This window comes from Stenotrophomonas sp. S4 (assembly GCF_054187805.2).
The window spans coordinates 3,739,467-3,756,471 of sequence record NZ_CM196188.1; the positions used below are offsets into that span (position 1 = coordinate 3,739,467).

The 17,005-nt window shown below is 63.4% G+C and carries 12 protein-coding genes, 1 tRNA gene and 1 pseudogene; 4 read left to right on the forward strand and 10 right to left on the reverse strand.

What is annotated here, in order from left to right; genetic code table 11:
- Positions 1–152: 152 nt before the first annotated feature.
- From ACUZUJ_RS17470 to ACUZUJ_RS17500, 7 genes are all read right to left on the reverse strand, one after another.
- A complete protein-coding gene (locus tag ACUZUJ_RS17470; RefSeq protein WP_049442760.1) occupies positions 153–614 on the reverse strand; it encodes a hypothetical protein in 462 nt (153 codons plus the stop codon).
- Between the two features lie 115 nt (positions 615–729).
- On the reverse strand, positions 730–1,200 hold the full coding sequence (locus tag ACUZUJ_RS17475; protein WP_049442672.1) for a hypothetical protein: 471 nt from the start codon (positions 1,198–1,200) through the stop codon (positions 730–732).
- A 95-nt stretch (positions 1,201–1,295) separates the two neighbouring features.
- Positions 1,296–1,775 (reverse strand): hypothetical protein, encoded by a 480-nt coding sequence (locus tag ACUZUJ_RS17480; protein ID WP_049442673.1) that lies wholly within the window; start codon positions 1,773–1,775, stop codon positions 1,296–1,298.
- A gap of 258 nt (positions 1,776–2,033) precedes the next feature.
- The gene (gene rimK / locus ACUZUJ_RS17485) at positions 2,034–2,912 is read right to left on the reverse strand and encodes a 30S ribosomal protein S6--L-glutamate ligase (protein ID WP_005418651.1); all 879 of its coding nucleotides are present in this window, start codon (positions 2,910–2,912) and stop codon (positions 2,034–2,036) included.
- Between the two features lie 261 nt (positions 2,913–3,173).
- Complete coding sequence (locus ACUZUJ_RS17490) at positions 3,174–9,749, reverse strand: calcium-binding protein (protein ID WP_510468049.1); 6,576 nt, start codon at positions 9,747–9,749, stop codon at positions 3,174–3,176.
- 481 nt (positions 9,750–10,230) lie between these two features.
- Positions 10,231–10,449, reverse strand: coding sequence for a hypothetical protein (locus ACUZUJ_RS17495; protein WP_041863763.1), 219 nt, complete (start codon positions 10,447–10,449; stop codon positions 10,231–10,233).
- Between the two features lie 137 nt (positions 10,450–10,586).
- Positions 10,587–12,065, reverse strand: a complete 1,479-nt coding sequence (locus ACUZUJ_RS17500) for a serine hydrolase domain-containing protein (RefSeq protein WP_458220900.1) — start codon at positions 12,063–12,065, stop codon at positions 10,587–10,589.
- A 112-nt stretch (positions 12,066–12,177) separates the two neighbouring features.
- On the opposite strand from ACUZUJ_RS17500, the gene ACUZUJ_RS17505 reads away from it, so the two are divergent.
- A complete protein-coding gene (locus ACUZUJ_RS17505; protein WP_233490876.1) occupies positions 12,178–12,705 on the forward strand; it encodes an ArsR/SmtB family transcription factor in 528 nt (175 codons plus the stop codon).
- Here the strand turns inward: ACUZUJ_RS17505 and ACUZUJ_RS17510 are convergent.
- The 3 genes and pseudogenes from ACUZUJ_RS17510 to ACUZUJ_RS17520 form a co-directional block, all read right to left on the reverse strand.
- Positions 12,691–12,845, reverse strand: a pseudogene (locus tag ACUZUJ_RS17510) (integrase); the annotation flags it as partial. The gene ACUZUJ_RS17505 and the pseudogene ACUZUJ_RS17510 sit on opposite strands and share 15 nt — an antisense overlap.
- 54 nt (positions 12,846–12,899) lie before the next feature.
- Positions 12,900–12,973 (reverse strand) — tRNA-Gly (locus tag ACUZUJ_RS17515).
- A gap of 115 nt (positions 12,974–13,088) precedes the next feature.
- Complete coding sequence (locus tag ACUZUJ_RS17520; RefSeq protein WP_049442679.1) at positions 13,089–14,924, reverse strand: autotransporter domain-containing esterase; 1,836 nt, start codon at positions 14,922–14,924, stop codon at positions 13,089–13,091.
- A 207-nt stretch (positions 14,925–15,131) separates the two neighbouring features.
- On the opposite strand from ACUZUJ_RS17520, the gene thiS reads away from it, so the two are divergent.
- From thiS to trmB, 3 genes are all read left to right on the forward strand, one after another.
- The gene (thiS, locus tag ACUZUJ_RS17525) at positions 15,132–15,332 is read left to right on the forward strand and encodes a sulfur carrier protein ThiS (RefSeq protein ID WP_014038278.1); all 201 of its coding nucleotides are present in this window, start codon (positions 15,132–15,134) and stop codon (positions 15,330–15,332) included.
- Positions 15,333–15,450: 118 nt separating this feature from the next.
- Positions 15,451–16,245, forward strand: a complete 795-nt coding sequence (locus ACUZUJ_RS17530) for a thiazole synthase (RefSeq protein WP_005418798.1) — start codon at positions 15,451–15,453, stop codon at positions 16,243–16,245.
- Positions 16,245–16,979, forward strand: a complete 735-nt coding sequence (gene trmB / locus ACUZUJ_RS17535; protein ID WP_458220899.1) for a tRNA (guanosine(46)-N7)-methyltransferase TrmB — start codon at positions 16,245–16,247, stop codon at positions 16,977–16,979. Before ACUZUJ_RS17530 ends, trmB begins: the two co-directional genes overlap by 1 nt.
- Positions 16,980–17,005: the final 26 nt, after the last annotated feature.

A 17,005-nucleotide genomic window follows, 5' to 3' on the forward strand; every position in this document is an offset into this window, starting at 1 on the left:
GTTCTTGAAGGGTTGTCGGGGGGCCAGGCCCACCCGCTCAGGATGCCCCTGTGCGAGTGGACGCGACGTCTACCTGCTGAACGATACAGGTTCCATTCTTAACATTTCGTACCGAAGGGGCGACACCGGCAAAAGCCCCCGCGTCAGCCGGTTCAGCGGCTGATGCGCTGCTGGTCCGTCAGCGCCTGGCGGCTTTCTTCCTGGGCCTTGCGACGCTGGGCGACCGTCAGGCAGACGCTGGTCGGCATGTTGCTGCCGGTGAGGCGCTCGCGGCGGCAGATCATGCGGCTGTCGGCCTGGGCACGGGTCATGATGGTGTTGACGATCTCCTGCTCGTTGAACAGGTCGTTGCGCTCCTGCGGCGCCAGTTCGTCCACCTTCTCACGGCCATTCATCTTGACCCTGATCCGGTTCAAGGCCTGCTGCACGCGGCTCTTGTCCTCCAGCCCGATCTCGCTGTAGTCCTCGCTGCCCATGGCCGTTTCAACGCGGCGGATCTGTTCGGACACCGGGGTGAAGGAATCCATCTGCACGGTCTCCTTCTGCGCCTTGGCCTGCACGGTGGCAACCAGGCCCAGCGACAGCATCAGGGCGAGAGTGGTCTTGCGGTACATGACGAGCTCCATGTTCGTCCATGAATAGGGTCTCGACTTTACGATTCCGCCGATGCGTCCACAAGGGACGCACGGCAGGGTGACCGATGGCGGCATGCGATCGGTCCGGCAGCGATCAGGGCTTGTAGTTGTTGAAGCGCTGGTTGTCGTTGAGCGCCTTGCGGCTGTCTTCCTGCGCCTTGCGGCGCTGGGCCACGGTCAGGCAGACGCTCTGCGGCATGTTGCTGCCGGTGGTGCGTTCGCGGCGGCAGACCATGCGGCTGTCGGCGTGGGCGCGGGTCATGATCGTGTTGATCACTTCCTGGTCGTTGAAGATCTCGGTGCGGTCCTGCGGACTGACCTGCTCCACGCGTTCGTGGTCGCCCATCTTGATCTTGATGCGGCCCAGCGCCTGCTGCACGCGGCTTTTGTCTTCCAGCCCGATCTCGCTGTAGTCCTCGGTGTTGATCGCCGCTTCAACGCTGCGGATCTGTTCGGCCACCGGGGCGTTGGCGTCGAACTTCACCTGCCCTTTCTCGGGCTTGGCGTGGACGGTGGTGGCCAGTGCCAGGCCCAGCATCAGGGCGACGGGGGTCATGCGCTGCATCGTTACCTCCAGGTTCTTCCATGAGTGGAACATCGACCCTGCGGTGCCACCGATACGCCATGACCGCACGCTCGGTGGACCGAAAGGCAGTGCGGTCAACGCCCGGCGGGCGGTGGGCTGAGCGTGTTGTAGCTGCGCTGGTCGTTGATCAGCGCCTTGCCTTTCTCTTCGATCCGGCGCCGTTCGGCCACGGTCAGGCAGCGGCTCTTGGGCATGTTGCTGCCGGTGGTGCGTTCGTACTTGCAGATCTGGCGGCTGTCTTCATGGCCACGCGCCAACAGGGTGTTGATGCGTTCCTGCTCGTTGAAGACCTCGGCCTGCAGCTGCGGCGGCAGCTCCTGCACGGTCTGGCGTTCGCCCATGTGCTGGCGGATACGCAACAGCGACTGCTGTACCTGGCCGCGATCCTCGGCAGACAGTTCGGCATAGTCGGGGGCGGCCAGGGCGGTTTCCACCTGGCGCACCTGCTCGGCGACCGACCCTTGCCGGTCCATCTGTACAGCGACCTTCTCCGGCTTGGCGGCAACAGCGCCAGACAGGCCCAGCAGCAACGCGATCGTCATGATGCGGTACATCGCCAACCTCCCGATCCATCCCGGAACGAAGGGCCAACTCTACGACCGTCACGCGGCGTCCACAAGAGACCTTGGGCACAGGGCCGACAGGCATAAAAAAGGCCCAGACGGTGCACCCGCCTGGGCCTGAAGTCGTATCCCGATACCGATCCTGCTGAGAGGCAGAGCTGCGGTTCGCTGAAGCCTACGCCGGGGCCGATTAAAGCCTCGTTAAAGCCGTGGATCATTTGCCAATGAGATTCATAACACAATGAATAATCAAGGTTTTTTGATCTTTTCCACATGCTCGATGATGCGTGTGGCCACGTCGACCCCGCAGGCCGCTTCGATGCCTTCCAGCCCGGGCGTGGAGTTGACCTCCAGCACCAGCGGGCCGCGCGCGGAGCGGATCAGGTCCACGCCGCACACCGACAGGCCCAGCGCCTTGGCCGAACGCACCGCCACCTGCTGCTCGGCGCGGCTGGCCTTGGCGGCCACGGCGGTTCCGCCGGCGTGCAGGTTGGAGCGGAAGTCGCCCTCCGGTGCCTGCCGCTGCATCGACGCCACCACCTGGTCGCCCACCACAAAGCAGCGCAGGTCGGCGCCCTTGGCTTCGCCGATGAATTCCTGCATCAGGAAGTTGGCGTACAGGCCGCGCAGCGCTTCGACGATGCCGCGCGAGGCACTGGCCTTCTCGGTCAGGATCACGCCGCGCCCCTGGGTGCCTTCATTGAGCTTCACCACGTGCGGCGGCGGGCCGAGCATGGACAGCAGATCGACGGTGTCGTCGGGGTTGTCGCCGAACACGGTGACCGGCATGTCGATGCCCTTGGCCGCCAGCAGCTGGTGCGCGCGCAGCTTGTCGCGCGAACGCAGGATGGCATCGGACGGATTGGGCGTGCGCGCGCCCATCAGCTCGAACTGGCGCAGCACCGCGGTGCCGTAGCGGGTGATCGAGGCACCGATGCGCGGGATGACCATGTCCACGCCGGTCATCGGCCGGCCCTTGTAGTGCATGGAAAAGCCATCGGCGGCGATGCGCATGTAGCAGCGCAACGGGTCCAGGATGCGCACGGTATGGCCGCGCGCGCGCGCCGCCTCGACCAGCCGACGGGTGGAATACAGGGAGCTGTTGCGGGACAGGATGGCGAGCTTCATCGCAGTGGGATCGGTCGGCAGGCGCGCAGCATAGCGCGGGCGTGTGGCGGGTGGATGATGCCAGCAAGGATGGACCCAACTAACCCGGGGTCTCCTCGTAGGTGCGCCACCTATCCCTATTCAGCCCCCCAAAGAGAGCCGCCACATGCCTGCTGCAAAATGGGCAGTACGCCCCGACGCCATATCTACCATTCGAGCCCCGGGTGCCAATCGACACCCGGGGACTTTTTTCAACAGGGGAACTCCGCAACCTTCAGTTCATCACATCGACGCAATCAGATTCACGCTCTGCGTTTGCTCAATAGTCAATGGCGTGAGTGCTGCGGCGGACCCACTCTGCGCCATTGCCGCAATCAGACTATTCAACTCGACGTTACCTACATTCCGGCCATCTGCAAAACTCAGGACCTCGATCTGTGCACCGGTGGATCCGAACCACCCCCTGAAAGTAACCGAGTCAGTCTCTTCAGCGAAGCTCAGCTGAAGATCATTACCCTGCCTGAGGAAGCGTGCCTCGCCTGATTGCAGACCCTCGCCCAACACCAGCGTATCAATCGAGTCGCTGGCGTACTGGCCAGTTTCCACGATCGTGTCGTGACCATCGCCCTTGTTGAACAGGTACGTATCGCTCTTGATGCTACCGATCAACGTATCGTTGCCGATGCCACCGGCCAGAATGTTGCGGTCGGACGTCGCAGCCACACTCAGCGTGTCATTGCCGGCGCCACCGTACAGCTCGTTGCTGCCCAGCCCACCCTCAATGACATCGTCACCTTCTCCGCCCAGAATCAGGTCGTTGCCGTTCCAGCCCACGATCTTGTCATCCCCGGAGGTGCCCAGCGTGGTCAGCTGCGCCCGGATGTTGGCCGCCGTCCACTGGGTACCGTCGGCAAACACCAGCTTCTCGATGCTTGCCGACGTATTCTCGCCCAGCGAACTGGTCAGCCAGTCCTTCAGTCGGACCGTGTCACTGCCGCCGCCAAAGCTCAGCACCACATCACGCCCTTCGCGCAGGACACGCACATCGGTGGCGGACAGGCCTTCGCCCAGCACCAGCGTATCAACCGAGTCGCTGGCGTACTGGCCAGTTTCCACGATCGTGTCGTGGCCATCGCCCTTGTTGAACAGGTACGTGTCGCTCTTGAGGCTACCGATCAACGTATCGTTGCCGATGCCGCCGGCCAGAATGTTGCGGTCGGACGTCGCAGCCACACTCAGCGTGTCATTGCCGGCGCCGCCGTGCAGCTCGTTGCTGCCCAGTCCACCCTCAATGACATCGTCGCCTTCTCCGCCCAGGATCAGGTCGTTGCCGTTCCAGCCCACGATCTTGTCATCCCCGGAGGTGCCCAGCGTGGTCAGCTGCGCCCGGATGTTGGCCGCCGTCCACTGGGTACCGTCGGCAAACACCAGCTTCTCGATGCTGGCCGACGTGTTCTCGCCCAGTGAACTGGTCAGCCAGTCCTTCAGTCGGACCGTGTCACTGCCGCCGCCAAAGCTCAGCACCACATCACGCCCTTCGCGCAGGACACGCACATCGGTGGCGGACAGGCCTTCGCCCAGCACCAGCGTATCAACCGAGTCGCTGGCGTACTGGCCAGTTTCCACGATCGTGTCGTGGCCATCGCCCTTGTTGAACAGGTAGGTATCGCTCTTGAGGCTACCGATCAACGTGTCATTGCCGATGCCTCCGGCCAGAATGTTGCGGTCGGACGTCGCAGCCACACTCAGCGTGTCATTGCCGGCGCCGCCGTGCAGCTCGTTGCTGCCCAGTCCACCGTCAATGACATCGTCGCCTTCTCCGCCCAGGATCAGGTCGTTGCCGTTCCAGCCCACGATCTTGTCATCCCCGGAGGTGCCCAGCGTGGTCAGCTGCGCCCGGATGTTGGCCGCCGTCCACTGGGTACCGTCGGCAAACACCAGCTTCTCGATGCTGGCCGACGTGTTCTCGCCCAGTGAACTGGTCAGCCAGTCCTTCAGCCGCACCGTGTCACTGCCGCCGCCAAAGCTCAGCACCACATCACGTCCTTCGCGCAGAACCCGCACATCGGTGGCGGACAGGCCTTCGCCCAGCACCAGCGTATCAACCGAGTCGCTGGCGTACTGGCTGGTTTCCACGACCGTGTCGTGGCCATCGCCCTTGTTGAACAGGTACGTATCGCTCTTGCTGCTGCCGATCAACGTATCGTTGCCGATGCCTCCGGCCAGAATGTTGCGGTCGGAGGTTGCCGCCACGCTCAGCGTGTCATTGCCGGCGCCGCCGTGCAGCTCGTTGCTGCCCAGTCCACCGTCAATGACATCGTCGCCTTCTCCGCCCAGGATCAGGTCGTTGCCGTTCCAGCCCACGATCTTGTCATCCCCGGAGGTGCCCAGCGTGGTCAGCTGCGCCCGGATGTTGGCCGCCGTCCACTGGGTACCGTCGGCAAACACCAGCTTCTCGATGCTGGCCGACGTGTTCTCGCCCAGTGAACTGGTCAGCCAGTCCTTCAGCCGCACCGTGTCACTGCCGCCGCCAAAGCTCAGCACCACATCACGTCCTTCGCGCAGAACCCGCACATCGGTGGCGGACAGGCCTTCGCCCAGCACCAGCGTATCAACCGAGTCGCTGGCGTACTGGCTGGTTTCCACGATCGTGTCGTGACCATCGCCCTTGTTGAACAGGTACGTATCGCTCTTGCTGCTGCCGATCAACGTATCGTTGCCGATGCCTCCGGCCAGAATGTTTTGGTCGGACGTCGCAGCCACACTCAGCGTGTCATTGCCGGCGCCACCGTACAGCTCGTTGCTGCCCAGCCCACCCTCAATGAAATCGTCACCTTCTCCGCCCAGGATCAGGTCGTTGCCGTTCCAGCCCACGATCTTGTCATCCCCGGAGGTGCCCAGCGTAGTCAGCTGCGCCCGGATGTTGGCCGCCGTCCACTGGGTACCGTCGGCAAACACCAGCTTCTCGATGCTGGCCGACGTGTTCTCACCCAGCGAACTGGTCAGCCAATCCTTCAGTCGGACCGTGTCACTGCCGCCGGCGAAGCTCAGCACCACATCACGCCCTTCGCGCAAGACACGCACATCGGTGGCGGACAGGCCTTCGCCCAGCACCAGCGTATCAATCGAGTCGCTGGCGTACTGGCCAGTTTCCACGATCGTGTCGTGGCCATCGCCCTTGTTGAACAGGTACGTATCGCTCTTGATGCTACCGATCAACGTATCGTTGCCGATGCCACCGGCCAGAATGTTGCGGTCGGACGTCGCAGCCACACTCAGCGTGTCATTGCCGGCGCCGCCGTGCAGCTCGTTGCTGCCCAGCCCACCCTCAATGAAATCGTCACCTTCTCCGCCCAGGATCAGGTCGTTGCCGTTCCAGCCCACGATCTTGTCATCCCCGGAGGTGCCCAGCGTAGTCAGCTGCGCCCGGATGTTGGCCGCCGTCCACTGGGTACCGTCGGCAAACACCAGCTTCTCGATGCTGGCCGACGTGTTCTCACCCAGCGAACTGGTCAGCCAATCCTTCAGTCGGACCATGTCACTGCCGCCGGCGAAGCTCAGCACCACATCACGCCCTTCGCGCAAGACACGCACATCGGTGGCGGACAGGCCTTCGCCCAGCACCAGCGTATCAATCGAGTCGCTGGCGTACTGGCCAGTTTCCACGATCGTGTCGTGGCCATCGCCCTTGTTGAACAGGTACGTATCGCTCTTGATGCTACCGATCAACGTATCGTTGCCGATGCCACCGGCCAGAATGTTGCGGTCGGACGTCGCAGCCACACTCAGCGTGTCATTGCCGGCGCCGCCGTGCAGCTCGTTGCTGCCCAGTCCACCCTCAATGACATCGTCGCCTTCTCCGCCCAGGATCAGGTCATCACCCTGCCATCCTGTAAACGCACCACCAGTGTCACCGACATGGCTCGTCAACCGAGCTCGGATGTTGGCTGCCGTCCACTGGGTACCATCGGCAAACACCAGCTTCTCGATGCTGGCCGACGTGTTCTCGCCCAGTGAACTGGTCAGCCAGTCCTTCAGCCGCACCGTGTCACTGCCGCCGCCAAAGCTCAGCACCACATCACGTCCTTCGCGCAAGACACGCACATCGGTGGCGGACAGGCCTTCGCCCAGCACCAGCGTATCAACCGAGTCGCTGGCGTACTGGCTGGTTTCCACGATCGTGTCGTGACCATCGCCCTTGTTGAACAGGTACGTATCGCTCTTGCTGCTGCCGATCAACGTATCGTTGCCGACGCCACCGGCCAGAATGTTCTTGTCGGCAAGGAAGTGAACCTTCAGCGTGTCATTACCCGCTTCACCGTAAAGCTCATTGGTACCGCCGCCACCATCGATCAGGTCATTGCCAGCGCCACCGCGAATCAAATCGTTGCCCAACCAACCATCAATGACGTCATCACCATCCGACCCCAGCGTAGTCACCTGCGCCCTGATGAGTTCGGGGGACCATTCAGTTCCGTCTGCAAAGAGGAATCGCTCAATTCCAGCATAGCGCGCCTCCTGCAGGCTTTCGGTCAACCAATCCTTCAACCGAACTGAGTCCTCTCCTTCTCCGAACACGAGAAGGATATCGCGCCCCTCACGCAGAACCTTGAGATCCTGAACCCTCAGACCAACGCCAAAAACGAGTGTGTCAATCGAAATGACACTGTATTGGGCTGTTTCCACGATCGTGTCGTGACCATCCCCCTTATTGAACAGGTAGGTATCACTCTTCGCGCTGCCAATCAGAACATCATCGCCAGCACCGCCGGCCAGGAAATTCTTGTCAGCTCCAAAGTGGACACTCAACGTGTCATTTCCAGCCCCCCCATACAGGGTGTTGCTACCTTTCCCGCCTTCGATCAAGTCATTCCCTGCTCCGCCCCGAATTTCGTCATTACCATCGCCACCATCAAGCACATCGTCCCCAGACGTGCCTAGAATGACGTCGTCGGCGGCACCTCCCACAGCAGCAATACCATTCAGCACACCGAGGAGCCGGTTTGCAACCGCGGTGAATTCATCCGCATCGGGCGCGCGCGCGCCCATCTCCTCGAGTACATCCACCCAGTTCCAATCCAGTGGCATGTATGCGGCAAGGCTGCGGAGATCAAGCAAATCCTCCACCGCCGCCGCGGAACCTTCCACCCGCAGCTTATCCATCAGGCGCTTAACCGCCGCGCCCGTGTCCACGACCACTTCAAGATCCTCATTGAGTCCAAACCTGAGATCCTGGGCATAGTCGCGCAAGCGCGTGTCGAGCATGATGGCCGTATACAAGCCCATCTTCAGTGCCTCATAGCTTTTCAGCAGATGAGTAGTCTGAGGCTGCGAGAGATCGACATCAAAACGCCATTCCCCATCAATCTTAACCGGCTGCCACGACCTGTTCTTTGTGAACAGCCCTTCGTCACGCACCTCAAAGAACAGTTCACCATTGAACTTCTCAAGAATAGAGAGAATCTGTGAGATGTCCGCGGTCCCCCAATCCAAAAGAAGGCCCTTTACAGTCAACCTAGGACGATCGACACCGGCCTGCTGATATTCGAGGCTTGACTTCATGCTTGACGTGCTGGACCAAGCCAGCAGCACCTCGTCCAACGCATGCAGAGCCTGGCTGCGAGAATATGTGGAATCGATCTTGTTGATGAGATCAAAGATGCCCGGGTTGAGACTGACGGCCTCCCGCAGATCGCGCACCATGCCAGACCCTTGAAGATTGGCTACCCGCTGTGAAAGATCGCTCAGCGGTACCTTTTCCAAGAAGTCGCGATGAAAATTATTGGACGCCAACAACAGATCCGCGGTAATCCCCGAGGTACCATCGATACGCTCGAAACTGCCATAGCTGTCAACTGTGTTGCCGTTTCCAAGACTCTGGTTCTGCGTTGAAGTAGCGTCAACCGAAATACTGCGGATGCCGAGATCCCGCAATGAGAACAGCTCATTCGCCTGACTTACACCATCCTGGTTTAAGTCCCGCCAAACCTGAAGCGATGCGAAGGCTTCGTCGGATTCATCCACTCGGCCATCACCATTCTGATCCAGCGTCGCCAGCGCGCGCAGCCCTGCAGATCGCGATGAACTCTGTCCCGGTGCGAGCCCAGCTCCCGGCGTGTGATCACCGAAAAGCTCAGAACCATCGTCAATCGTGCCATTTCCATTGCGATCTAGCACCAGCATGCCGTCGTCTGCACTGATCCAACCCGTACCCTCACGCACCGCGTTGCCTTCGTGGTCAAACAGCACACGACCATTCGCCGCAACGGTTTCGATACCATCGCCATCGAGATCCAGGACCAGTGGATCAACCGGGCGGGTCCAGCCCTTGGCATCCTGGAAATTCTCACCCGTCGCATCCCGATATTGGTCATTGATCTCGCGATCGCGATGACGCAGGAAGCCGTACGCGTCGCCAAGCAACCCGTGCGACCCGAGGCCCCCAAGCTCCGGATCGAAAAGATCATCCATCGTGAAATCTTCGTAAAGCGGGATGTCGTAACTGCCGAGCATCTTCCCGTCCAAAGTCAGATCGACCTGGGCGGAAGGAATCGGCGGAGCAAACGGATCCGTGGGGTGAGGCCTGAACTCGCCATTGGGAGTCAACTTCAAGCCGATCTCAGCGCCACTTGGCGTCCGTAGCCCCAGCGTTACAGCCTGCCCAGAGACGACAAATCCGCTATCGGTCGAGTAGGCATAATCAGAGGAAGCCCCAACTGATCCTCTGCCGTGGCTCACGGAGGCAGACGCCCCTTCCACATCGAATGTGGCCTTCCCTCCTAGCTCCCCATGCTTATAGGTCAAGGTAATCGAGCTTCCGTCGTACTCGAAGTTGAAGCCATTGATCTTTGACGCCATTGCCTACCTTCCTTTAGCGATTGTTACGTCCTGATTGACTCAGCGTGGATTTCCAACGCCAGCGTTCACCTTGCTAGTGCGCAGAAGAGGGCGTCGTTCGGATCGCACGATCCGACCTTTCAAATTCAGCCTGAGAAGGTCCAGTCGCAGCCGCGCGGACTCCCCGTCCACACTCGCGGCTCCCCAGCGACCGGCGAGCGTGGCAGAGCAGAAAATTGGTGTCAACGTCAGCAGCATGAGGGCGTGCCGCACGCATATGTATCCGGAGAAGTTCTTCCGGAATGATTCGGCAATCAAGCGTTCAGAGTATCAATCAAGATGCCCCGGCATGGCCGTGAACCGCATGCCAGGGCGAGCGATGGAGATGGAATTCCAACAGCAAACCAGTCCCTGCTTCAGGTTGCTCGGAGTACAAGGCGGTTCAGATCGATATTCCAATGGACAGCCATTCGACCCTGTCCAAATCCGCCATGATGTCAACTCAGAACCCGCGCGCGGATTCACCCAGCGCCGCGATGCAGGTCATCTGCGTAGCCGATCCGGCCGAGGTGCTCTTGTAGATCTGCCACAGCAGCTGCGCGGCCTTCGGCCCACCGGCGCGACCCAATGCACGCAGCGCTTCCAGCTGCCGGGAGGTGCCGGCACCGGAGTTCTTGTAGATCTCGTGAATACTGCCGACGACGTCGTCCTTCGTTTCCATGCGCTGCTTCCCGTGTAGAAAATGCGGCAACGCTAACCGGGCGCGGATGGCCGTGGATATGAAACTAATCAGAAATGAAGAAGGCCGCAGATGAGTGGCCTTGCTGGGCACGCCAAACGTCTGTGCACAGGGCCCTGTCATTCGATCGCGAATCCCGCAACACGGCCTTTCTCGTCCAGCCGTACCGTGTAACCGATGAACGCCCCCGGGCCGAACTCGGCCACATAGCTGTACATCGTTCCTTTTTCGCCCTGGCGTGTTCCCTTGAACACCATGGCGGTCGGTGCGCCGTAGGGGCCCAGGGAACGCATCATGCCGGCACCGATGCCGGCCACCAGCTTGCCACGCAGGTCGTCGCTGAAGGCACTGTAATCGGTGCCGTCCTGCAGCTGGCGGAACGATGCCTTCGCGCTTTCGCCAATGGCGGCAACCTCGCCGGCAACAGGCCGTTCCCAGGCCGCGACGATGTCGGGATGCAGTGCGGCGAACACCAGGTTGGTCATGGTGATGCCGGCCTCGGGTTTCTTGTCGCCCAGATTGCTGAAGGCCACGATGCGCAGGCCCAGATCCGGGAAGTACATATCGGCGGTGGTGAAGCCCTGCGTGCCGCCGGTGTGTCCGACCCGCGCCTGCCCGTACACCGAATCCACGAACAGGCCGAGGCCGTAGCCCACGGGCTTGCCATCGGCGGTGGCGAAGGAGGTCTTCATCTGCGCATAGCCGGCTGCGGACACCACCTTGCCACTGCCCAGGCCAGCGTCCCAGCGCGCCAGGTCGTCCAGGGTACTGACCAGGAAGCCGGCCGCGCCGCTCCAGTCCGGGTGGAAGTACGGCGCGCGCTGCAGCGTGCCTTGCTCATGCCGGTAGCCAACGGCCATGCCGGCCAGGCGGTCGGTGTCGGCCAGGGTAAAGGTGTGCGTCATTCCCAGCGGCGCGAGCAGGTGCTGCTGCAGGTAGTCACGGTAGCGCTCGCCCGATACGGTTTCGATCACCTTGCCGAGCAGTGCGTAGCCGGTATTGGAGTACGACCAGCGCGTGCCCGGCGCAAAGTCCAGCGGCTGGTCGGCAATGCGCGCGATCAGATGGTCGAAGTCGATGGGTTGGATCACCAGAGCGTCGACTTCCGCATCCGGCCCGTCGAAGTAGTCGTGCAGCCCGCTGGTATGGGTCAACAACTGGCGCAGGGTCACCTCGCTGGCGTGCGGCGCATGCGGCTGATAGCGTGCCAGCGGGTCGTCCAGCTGCAGCTTGCCCGCTTCCTGCAGCTGCACGATGGCTGCGGCGGTGAACTGTTTGGTGATCGAGCCGATCTCGAACGGTGTATCGGTACGCGCCGGCAGCGCGCGCTCGCGATCGCGCAGGCCGTAGGCGCTGGAATAGACAGGCTTGCCGTCAACGGTCACCGCGATGGCCGCACCAGGCACCTGGAAGCGCTGCATGACCTGCTGCATATCGGCATCGATGCGCCGTGCCATGGCGGGGTCGATGGCGGTGGCATGAATGCCACTGCCGCCGGCAGGTCTGGACGCCATCGGGGGCGAGGCCGAGGCGCCGCCGCAAGTGACGACAGCGGCAGCAAGGCCGCTGACAAGGATCCACAGGTATCCAGTACGCATGTCCAGGCCGCCATTTATTCAATTTTGATCTATAGTTTGAATTATGAGCAGACCCCCAGCAAGCCCCCCTGCCCCGCGCGCACTGAAGCTGACCCCGGACCAGCTGGGCGCCATGGCGTCTTCGCCGCGGTTGGCGATCCTGCAGCGCCTGGATGTCGACGGCCAGGCCACCGCGCGCGAGCTGAGCGAGCGCCTGGGGCGCCCGATCACCGCGCTCTATCACCACCTGGAGCGGCTGGAAGCGGCGGGCCTGGTGCAGGTGGTTGAGCGGCGCAGCACCGGCCGCCGGCCCGAAGCGGTCTATGCCGTGGTATCGCGGCAGCTGTCTTCGGCCGACGCGCTGCGTACGCCGGGTGGGCGCAGGAACCTGATCAAGGTGGCCAGCAGCGTGGTGGGCGCCAGCCTGCGCGCGTTCGCGGCGGCCGCCACGCAGGCGGCGGCGTGCTTCGAGGGAAGCCAGCGCAACTGCACCGTGCGCCATCTCGCTTTCCGTGCCGACGCTGCCCAGTTGGCGCGCATCAACGCGCTGATAGGCGAACTCGAACAGGCCAGCCAGGAAGGCAGTGAAGCGGCCGGGGATGGCCAACCCCTGCTGTTGACGGTGGTGCTGGCCTCGGTGCCGGATAAGCGCAAGAGCTGAGTCTTGATCGGCGGGGGCACGCCGGACGTGGTCCCACGGCGATTCCCCCTCGAGCGCACGAGGCAACGCGAGTCGCTCAGGGCTCGAAGATCGGTGGGAACAAGGAAGCGCGCATATCCGCCGGATGAGCGCGGAATCATCAATCGGCCTGAATCTTCAATCCGGTCAATTCGTTGCGAACTGGGAGATTGAAGTGGAGCGGGCGATGGGAATCGAACCCACGTCAGTAGCTTGGGAAGCTACAGCTCTACCATTGAGCTACGCCCGCAGCGCGGATGAAAGTCTATGCGGTGGGGCCGGTGCAGCGCAATGGTGGCCACCGCATCCGCGAGGGGTCAGAGCCCTTTCCTTGCGGAAAGGGATCCGACCCCGGCGGTTGCTGCTTAGAACGTGCCGCTGAAGTTGGCGAACAGGGTGGCGTCCTGCGCGCGCTTCTGGCCGGTCGAAGCACTCAAGCCGAAGTTGCTCTGCAGGCCGAACAGTTCGGTGCGGGCACCCAGCACGACGGTGGCGTAGTTCTTGTCGAAGTTCAGGCCCGGCACGCGGTAGTTGCCCAGTTCCGGCAGGGTCTGCAGCCAGGCGCTGGCCTGCTTGGTGTCCTCGAACTCATGATCGTAGGTCACCTGCGCGTACGGCTTGACGGTGCCGCCATCGAAACGGGCCTGCCAGCCGATGCGGCCGACGGTCGAATCGACGTTCTGGCGGTCGTAGCCCAGCGCGGTGGCCAGGGTGCCGGCCGCGGCGCTTTCGGTGTAGCCGTCGATCTTCACCTTCTGCCAGATCACCGAGGCGATCGGGCCGTGGCGGAAGCCGCCTTCGGTGCCGAACTCGTAACCGGCGTTCAGGGCGGCAGTCAGGTTGCTGCCGTCCGGCGAACCGCCGTGCTCGCGGGTGGCCGGGCCCAGCTGGACCTTGCGGTTCACGTCATAGGACAGCCAGGTGTAGCTGACCTGGCCGTTCACCCAGATGCGGTCCCCATACCAGCCGGCGAACAGACCGGCGGTGGTGTCCTTCTGGGTGAAGTCGCCACGGCTGTTGCCGAAGTCGGCATTGAGGCGGCCGAAGCCGGCGAAGCCGCCGAACACCATGCCATCGCGCGCCCAGTCGATACCGAACAGGCCGGCCGGGGCCAGGCCGTCGTACAGGTCGGCGTGGTCGTAGCGCTGCAGGTCGCCACGCACGCCACCCCACCAGGACAGGCCGTCAGCCGGACGACCGCCCAGGTGCATGCTGACCTGGTCGGCACGCGAGCGGCCGATGGTCTGTGCCGAGTGGCTCAGCACCTGCTGCAGGCGCGGCGCTTCCAGCACCGAGACCGCGTACTGGCCCAGCAGCTGATGGCCGGCGGTGGTCGGGTGCACGCCATCGGCGAACAGGTAGGTGTTGGCCGCATCCGGGCTGACGTAGCTGGTCGGGTTGCAGGTCAGGATGCTCTGCGTCGAGTTGGCCGGATCGATCTTGCAGCCGGTGCTGGTGACGTTGGTGAAGCCGTACATGCCCGGGTTGGCTGCGACTTCGCCCAGCACGGTGAAGGTATCGAGCGGGATGAACTCGATGCCGGCCTGCTTCAGGCCGCCGTACAGGGCCTTGTTGTAACCGGCCGACAGCGCGGTGGCGGTGGCGGCATTCGGGCCGCGGAAGGCCGGGGTCAGGCCGACGTTGGGCAGGTTCGGCACCAGCACGTATTCGGCACCGGCCTGCTTCAGCGCGCCCACCAGGGCGATCTGGTCGGTGACGGCCGCGCCGATGATGGCCTGTGCCTGCGCCGGCGCAGCAGCGGCTGCAAACAGGTCGTTGGCACCGCCCCACACCGTGTACAGGACGTTGGCGTCAGCCTTGCCGCCATTCGCGGCCAGGTAACGGGCCGCCTGCGACTTCAGCGACGGGATGGTGCCCATCGCGCTCGGCACGTCCACGCCGACGCGTGCGCCGCCGACCGCATAGTTGTCACCGCTCTGGCCGTTGCCGTTGGCGCCGCCGTTGACGCCGTAGTAGTTGGCGACCTGCTGCGACCACACCCAGCCCGGGTTGGTGGTGAACTGGCCGGTGACCGGCTGCACGCCGGCCGGCAGCAGCGGGCGGAAATAGCCGGCATCGGTGAGGCTGTCACCGAAGAACACGGCCTTGGAATACGGGGATTCGCCTGCCATGGCCGGAAGCGCGGCCAGCGCGATCGCGGCCGCCATCAGGGAGCGGATCGGGCGTTTGCTGAGCAGCATGTAAGAAACTCCTGTGGGGAAATCGTTGAGGACCCGGCGGACGTACGCCGGCGCACGGTGAATGGTTTCACTGCGCCGCGTTTTGCTCACGCTGCGCCGCCGCATGGATTGTCGCCTGACCACGTGAAAACACGCTGTGCCAGAGCTGGCGCCCGGTTCAAATTGCAAACGTTCCGATCCCGGCGGGCTATCAGCGACAATGACCGGATGAACATCCAGCTCAATGGCGAACCCCGTACCCTGCCCGCTTCGGCGACTCTCCACGACCTGCTGCTGGCCGAGCAGCTGCTGCAGCGCCGGGTGGCGGTGGAGGTCAACGGCGAGATCGTCAGCCGCAGCCGCCATGGCGAGCACGTCCTGGCCGAAGGCGACGTGGTGGAGATCGTGCACGCGCTGGGTGGGGGCTGACGCCTGCGCGGGTGTTCAGGGGTCAGATCCGTTTGCCGGTGGCAAAGGGATCTGACCCCACGCTCGACTCCGCCCTCTGCGTGACCCCATCTTCAGGCGGATAAGCGATAATCGCGCCATGAACGTTCATGTCTCCCCCGATTCGCTGGTGATCGCCGGCAAGACCTATGGCTCGCGGCTGCTGACCGGCACCGGCAAGTTCAAGGACCTGGAAGAAACCCGCCTGGCCACCGAGGCCGCTGGCGCCCAGATCGTCACCGTGGCCATCCGCCGCACCAACATCGGGCAGAACCCGGGCGAGCCGAACCTGCTGGACGTGCTGCCGCCGGAGCGCTTCACCATCCTGCCCAACACCGCCGGCTGCTACACCGCCGAGGACGCGGTGCGCACCTGCCGCCTGGCCCGTGAGTTGCTGGACGGCCACAACCTGACCAAGCTGGAAGTGCTGGGCGACCAGAAGACCCTGTACCCGGACGTGATGCAGACCCTCAAGGCGGCCGAGCAGTTGGTCAAGGACGGCTTCGAAGTGATGGTCTACACCTCCGACGACCCGATCCTGGCCAAGCGCCTGGAAGAGATCGGCTGTGCTGCGGTGATGCCGCTGGCCGCGCCGATCGGCTCGGGCCTGGGCATCCAGAACAAGTACAACCTGCTGCAGATCATCGAAGACGCCAAGGTGCCGATCATCGTCGACGCCGGCGTCGGCACCGCGTCGGACGCGGCGATCGCGATGGAGCTGGGCTGCGACGGCGTGCTGATGAACACCGCCATCGCCGGCGCACGCAGCCCGGTGCTGATGGCCAGCGCGATGCGCAAGGCGGTCGAGGCCGGCCGCGAGGCCTTCCTGGCCGGGCGCATTCCGCGCAAGCGCTACGCCAGCGCCTCCTCCCCGGTGGATGGGCTGATCGGCTGATGACCAATCCTTTTGACAGCGCCGGTTCCAAGGCCCCGCCCAAGCCCTTCACCGTCAGCGAAGGCCGCCGCGAAGTACGCAGCTTTGTGCTGCGCCAGGGCCGTTTCACCCCTGCCCAGCAGCGCGCGTTCGACGAACGCTGGCCGCGCTTCGGCATCGACTACAACGGCCAGCCGCGTGACCTGGACGCCACCTTCGGCCGCCCGGCGCACAAGGTGCTGGAAATCGGCTTCGGCAACGGTGCCGCGCTGCGTTTCGCCGCCCAGCACGACCCGTCGCGTGACTACATCGGCATCGAAGTGCATGCGCCCGGCGTGGGCCGGCTGCTGAACGCGCTGGCCGACGACAACGCCGCCCACGTGCGCCTGTACCACCACGATGCGGTGGAAGTGCTGCAGAACGAGATCGCCGACGGCGCGCTCGATGAGGTGCGCATCTACTTCCCGGACCCGTGGCACAAGAAGCGCCACAACAAGCGCCGCCTGCTGCAGCCGGCGTTCGCCGACCTGCTGGTGCGCAAGCTGCGCCCCGGTGGCCGCCTGCACTGCGCGACCGACTGGGAAGACTACGCCGAGCAGATGTGGGACGTGCTCGATGCCACCGCCGGCCTGGTCAACCGCGCCGGCCCGCGTGGCAGCGTGCCGCGCCCGGACTGGCGCCCGCAGACCCACTTCGAGACCCGCGGCCAGAAGCTCGGCCACGGCGTCTGGGACCTGCTGTACGACCGCACCTGACGATCGCCTGAGGACACTGCGCCCCA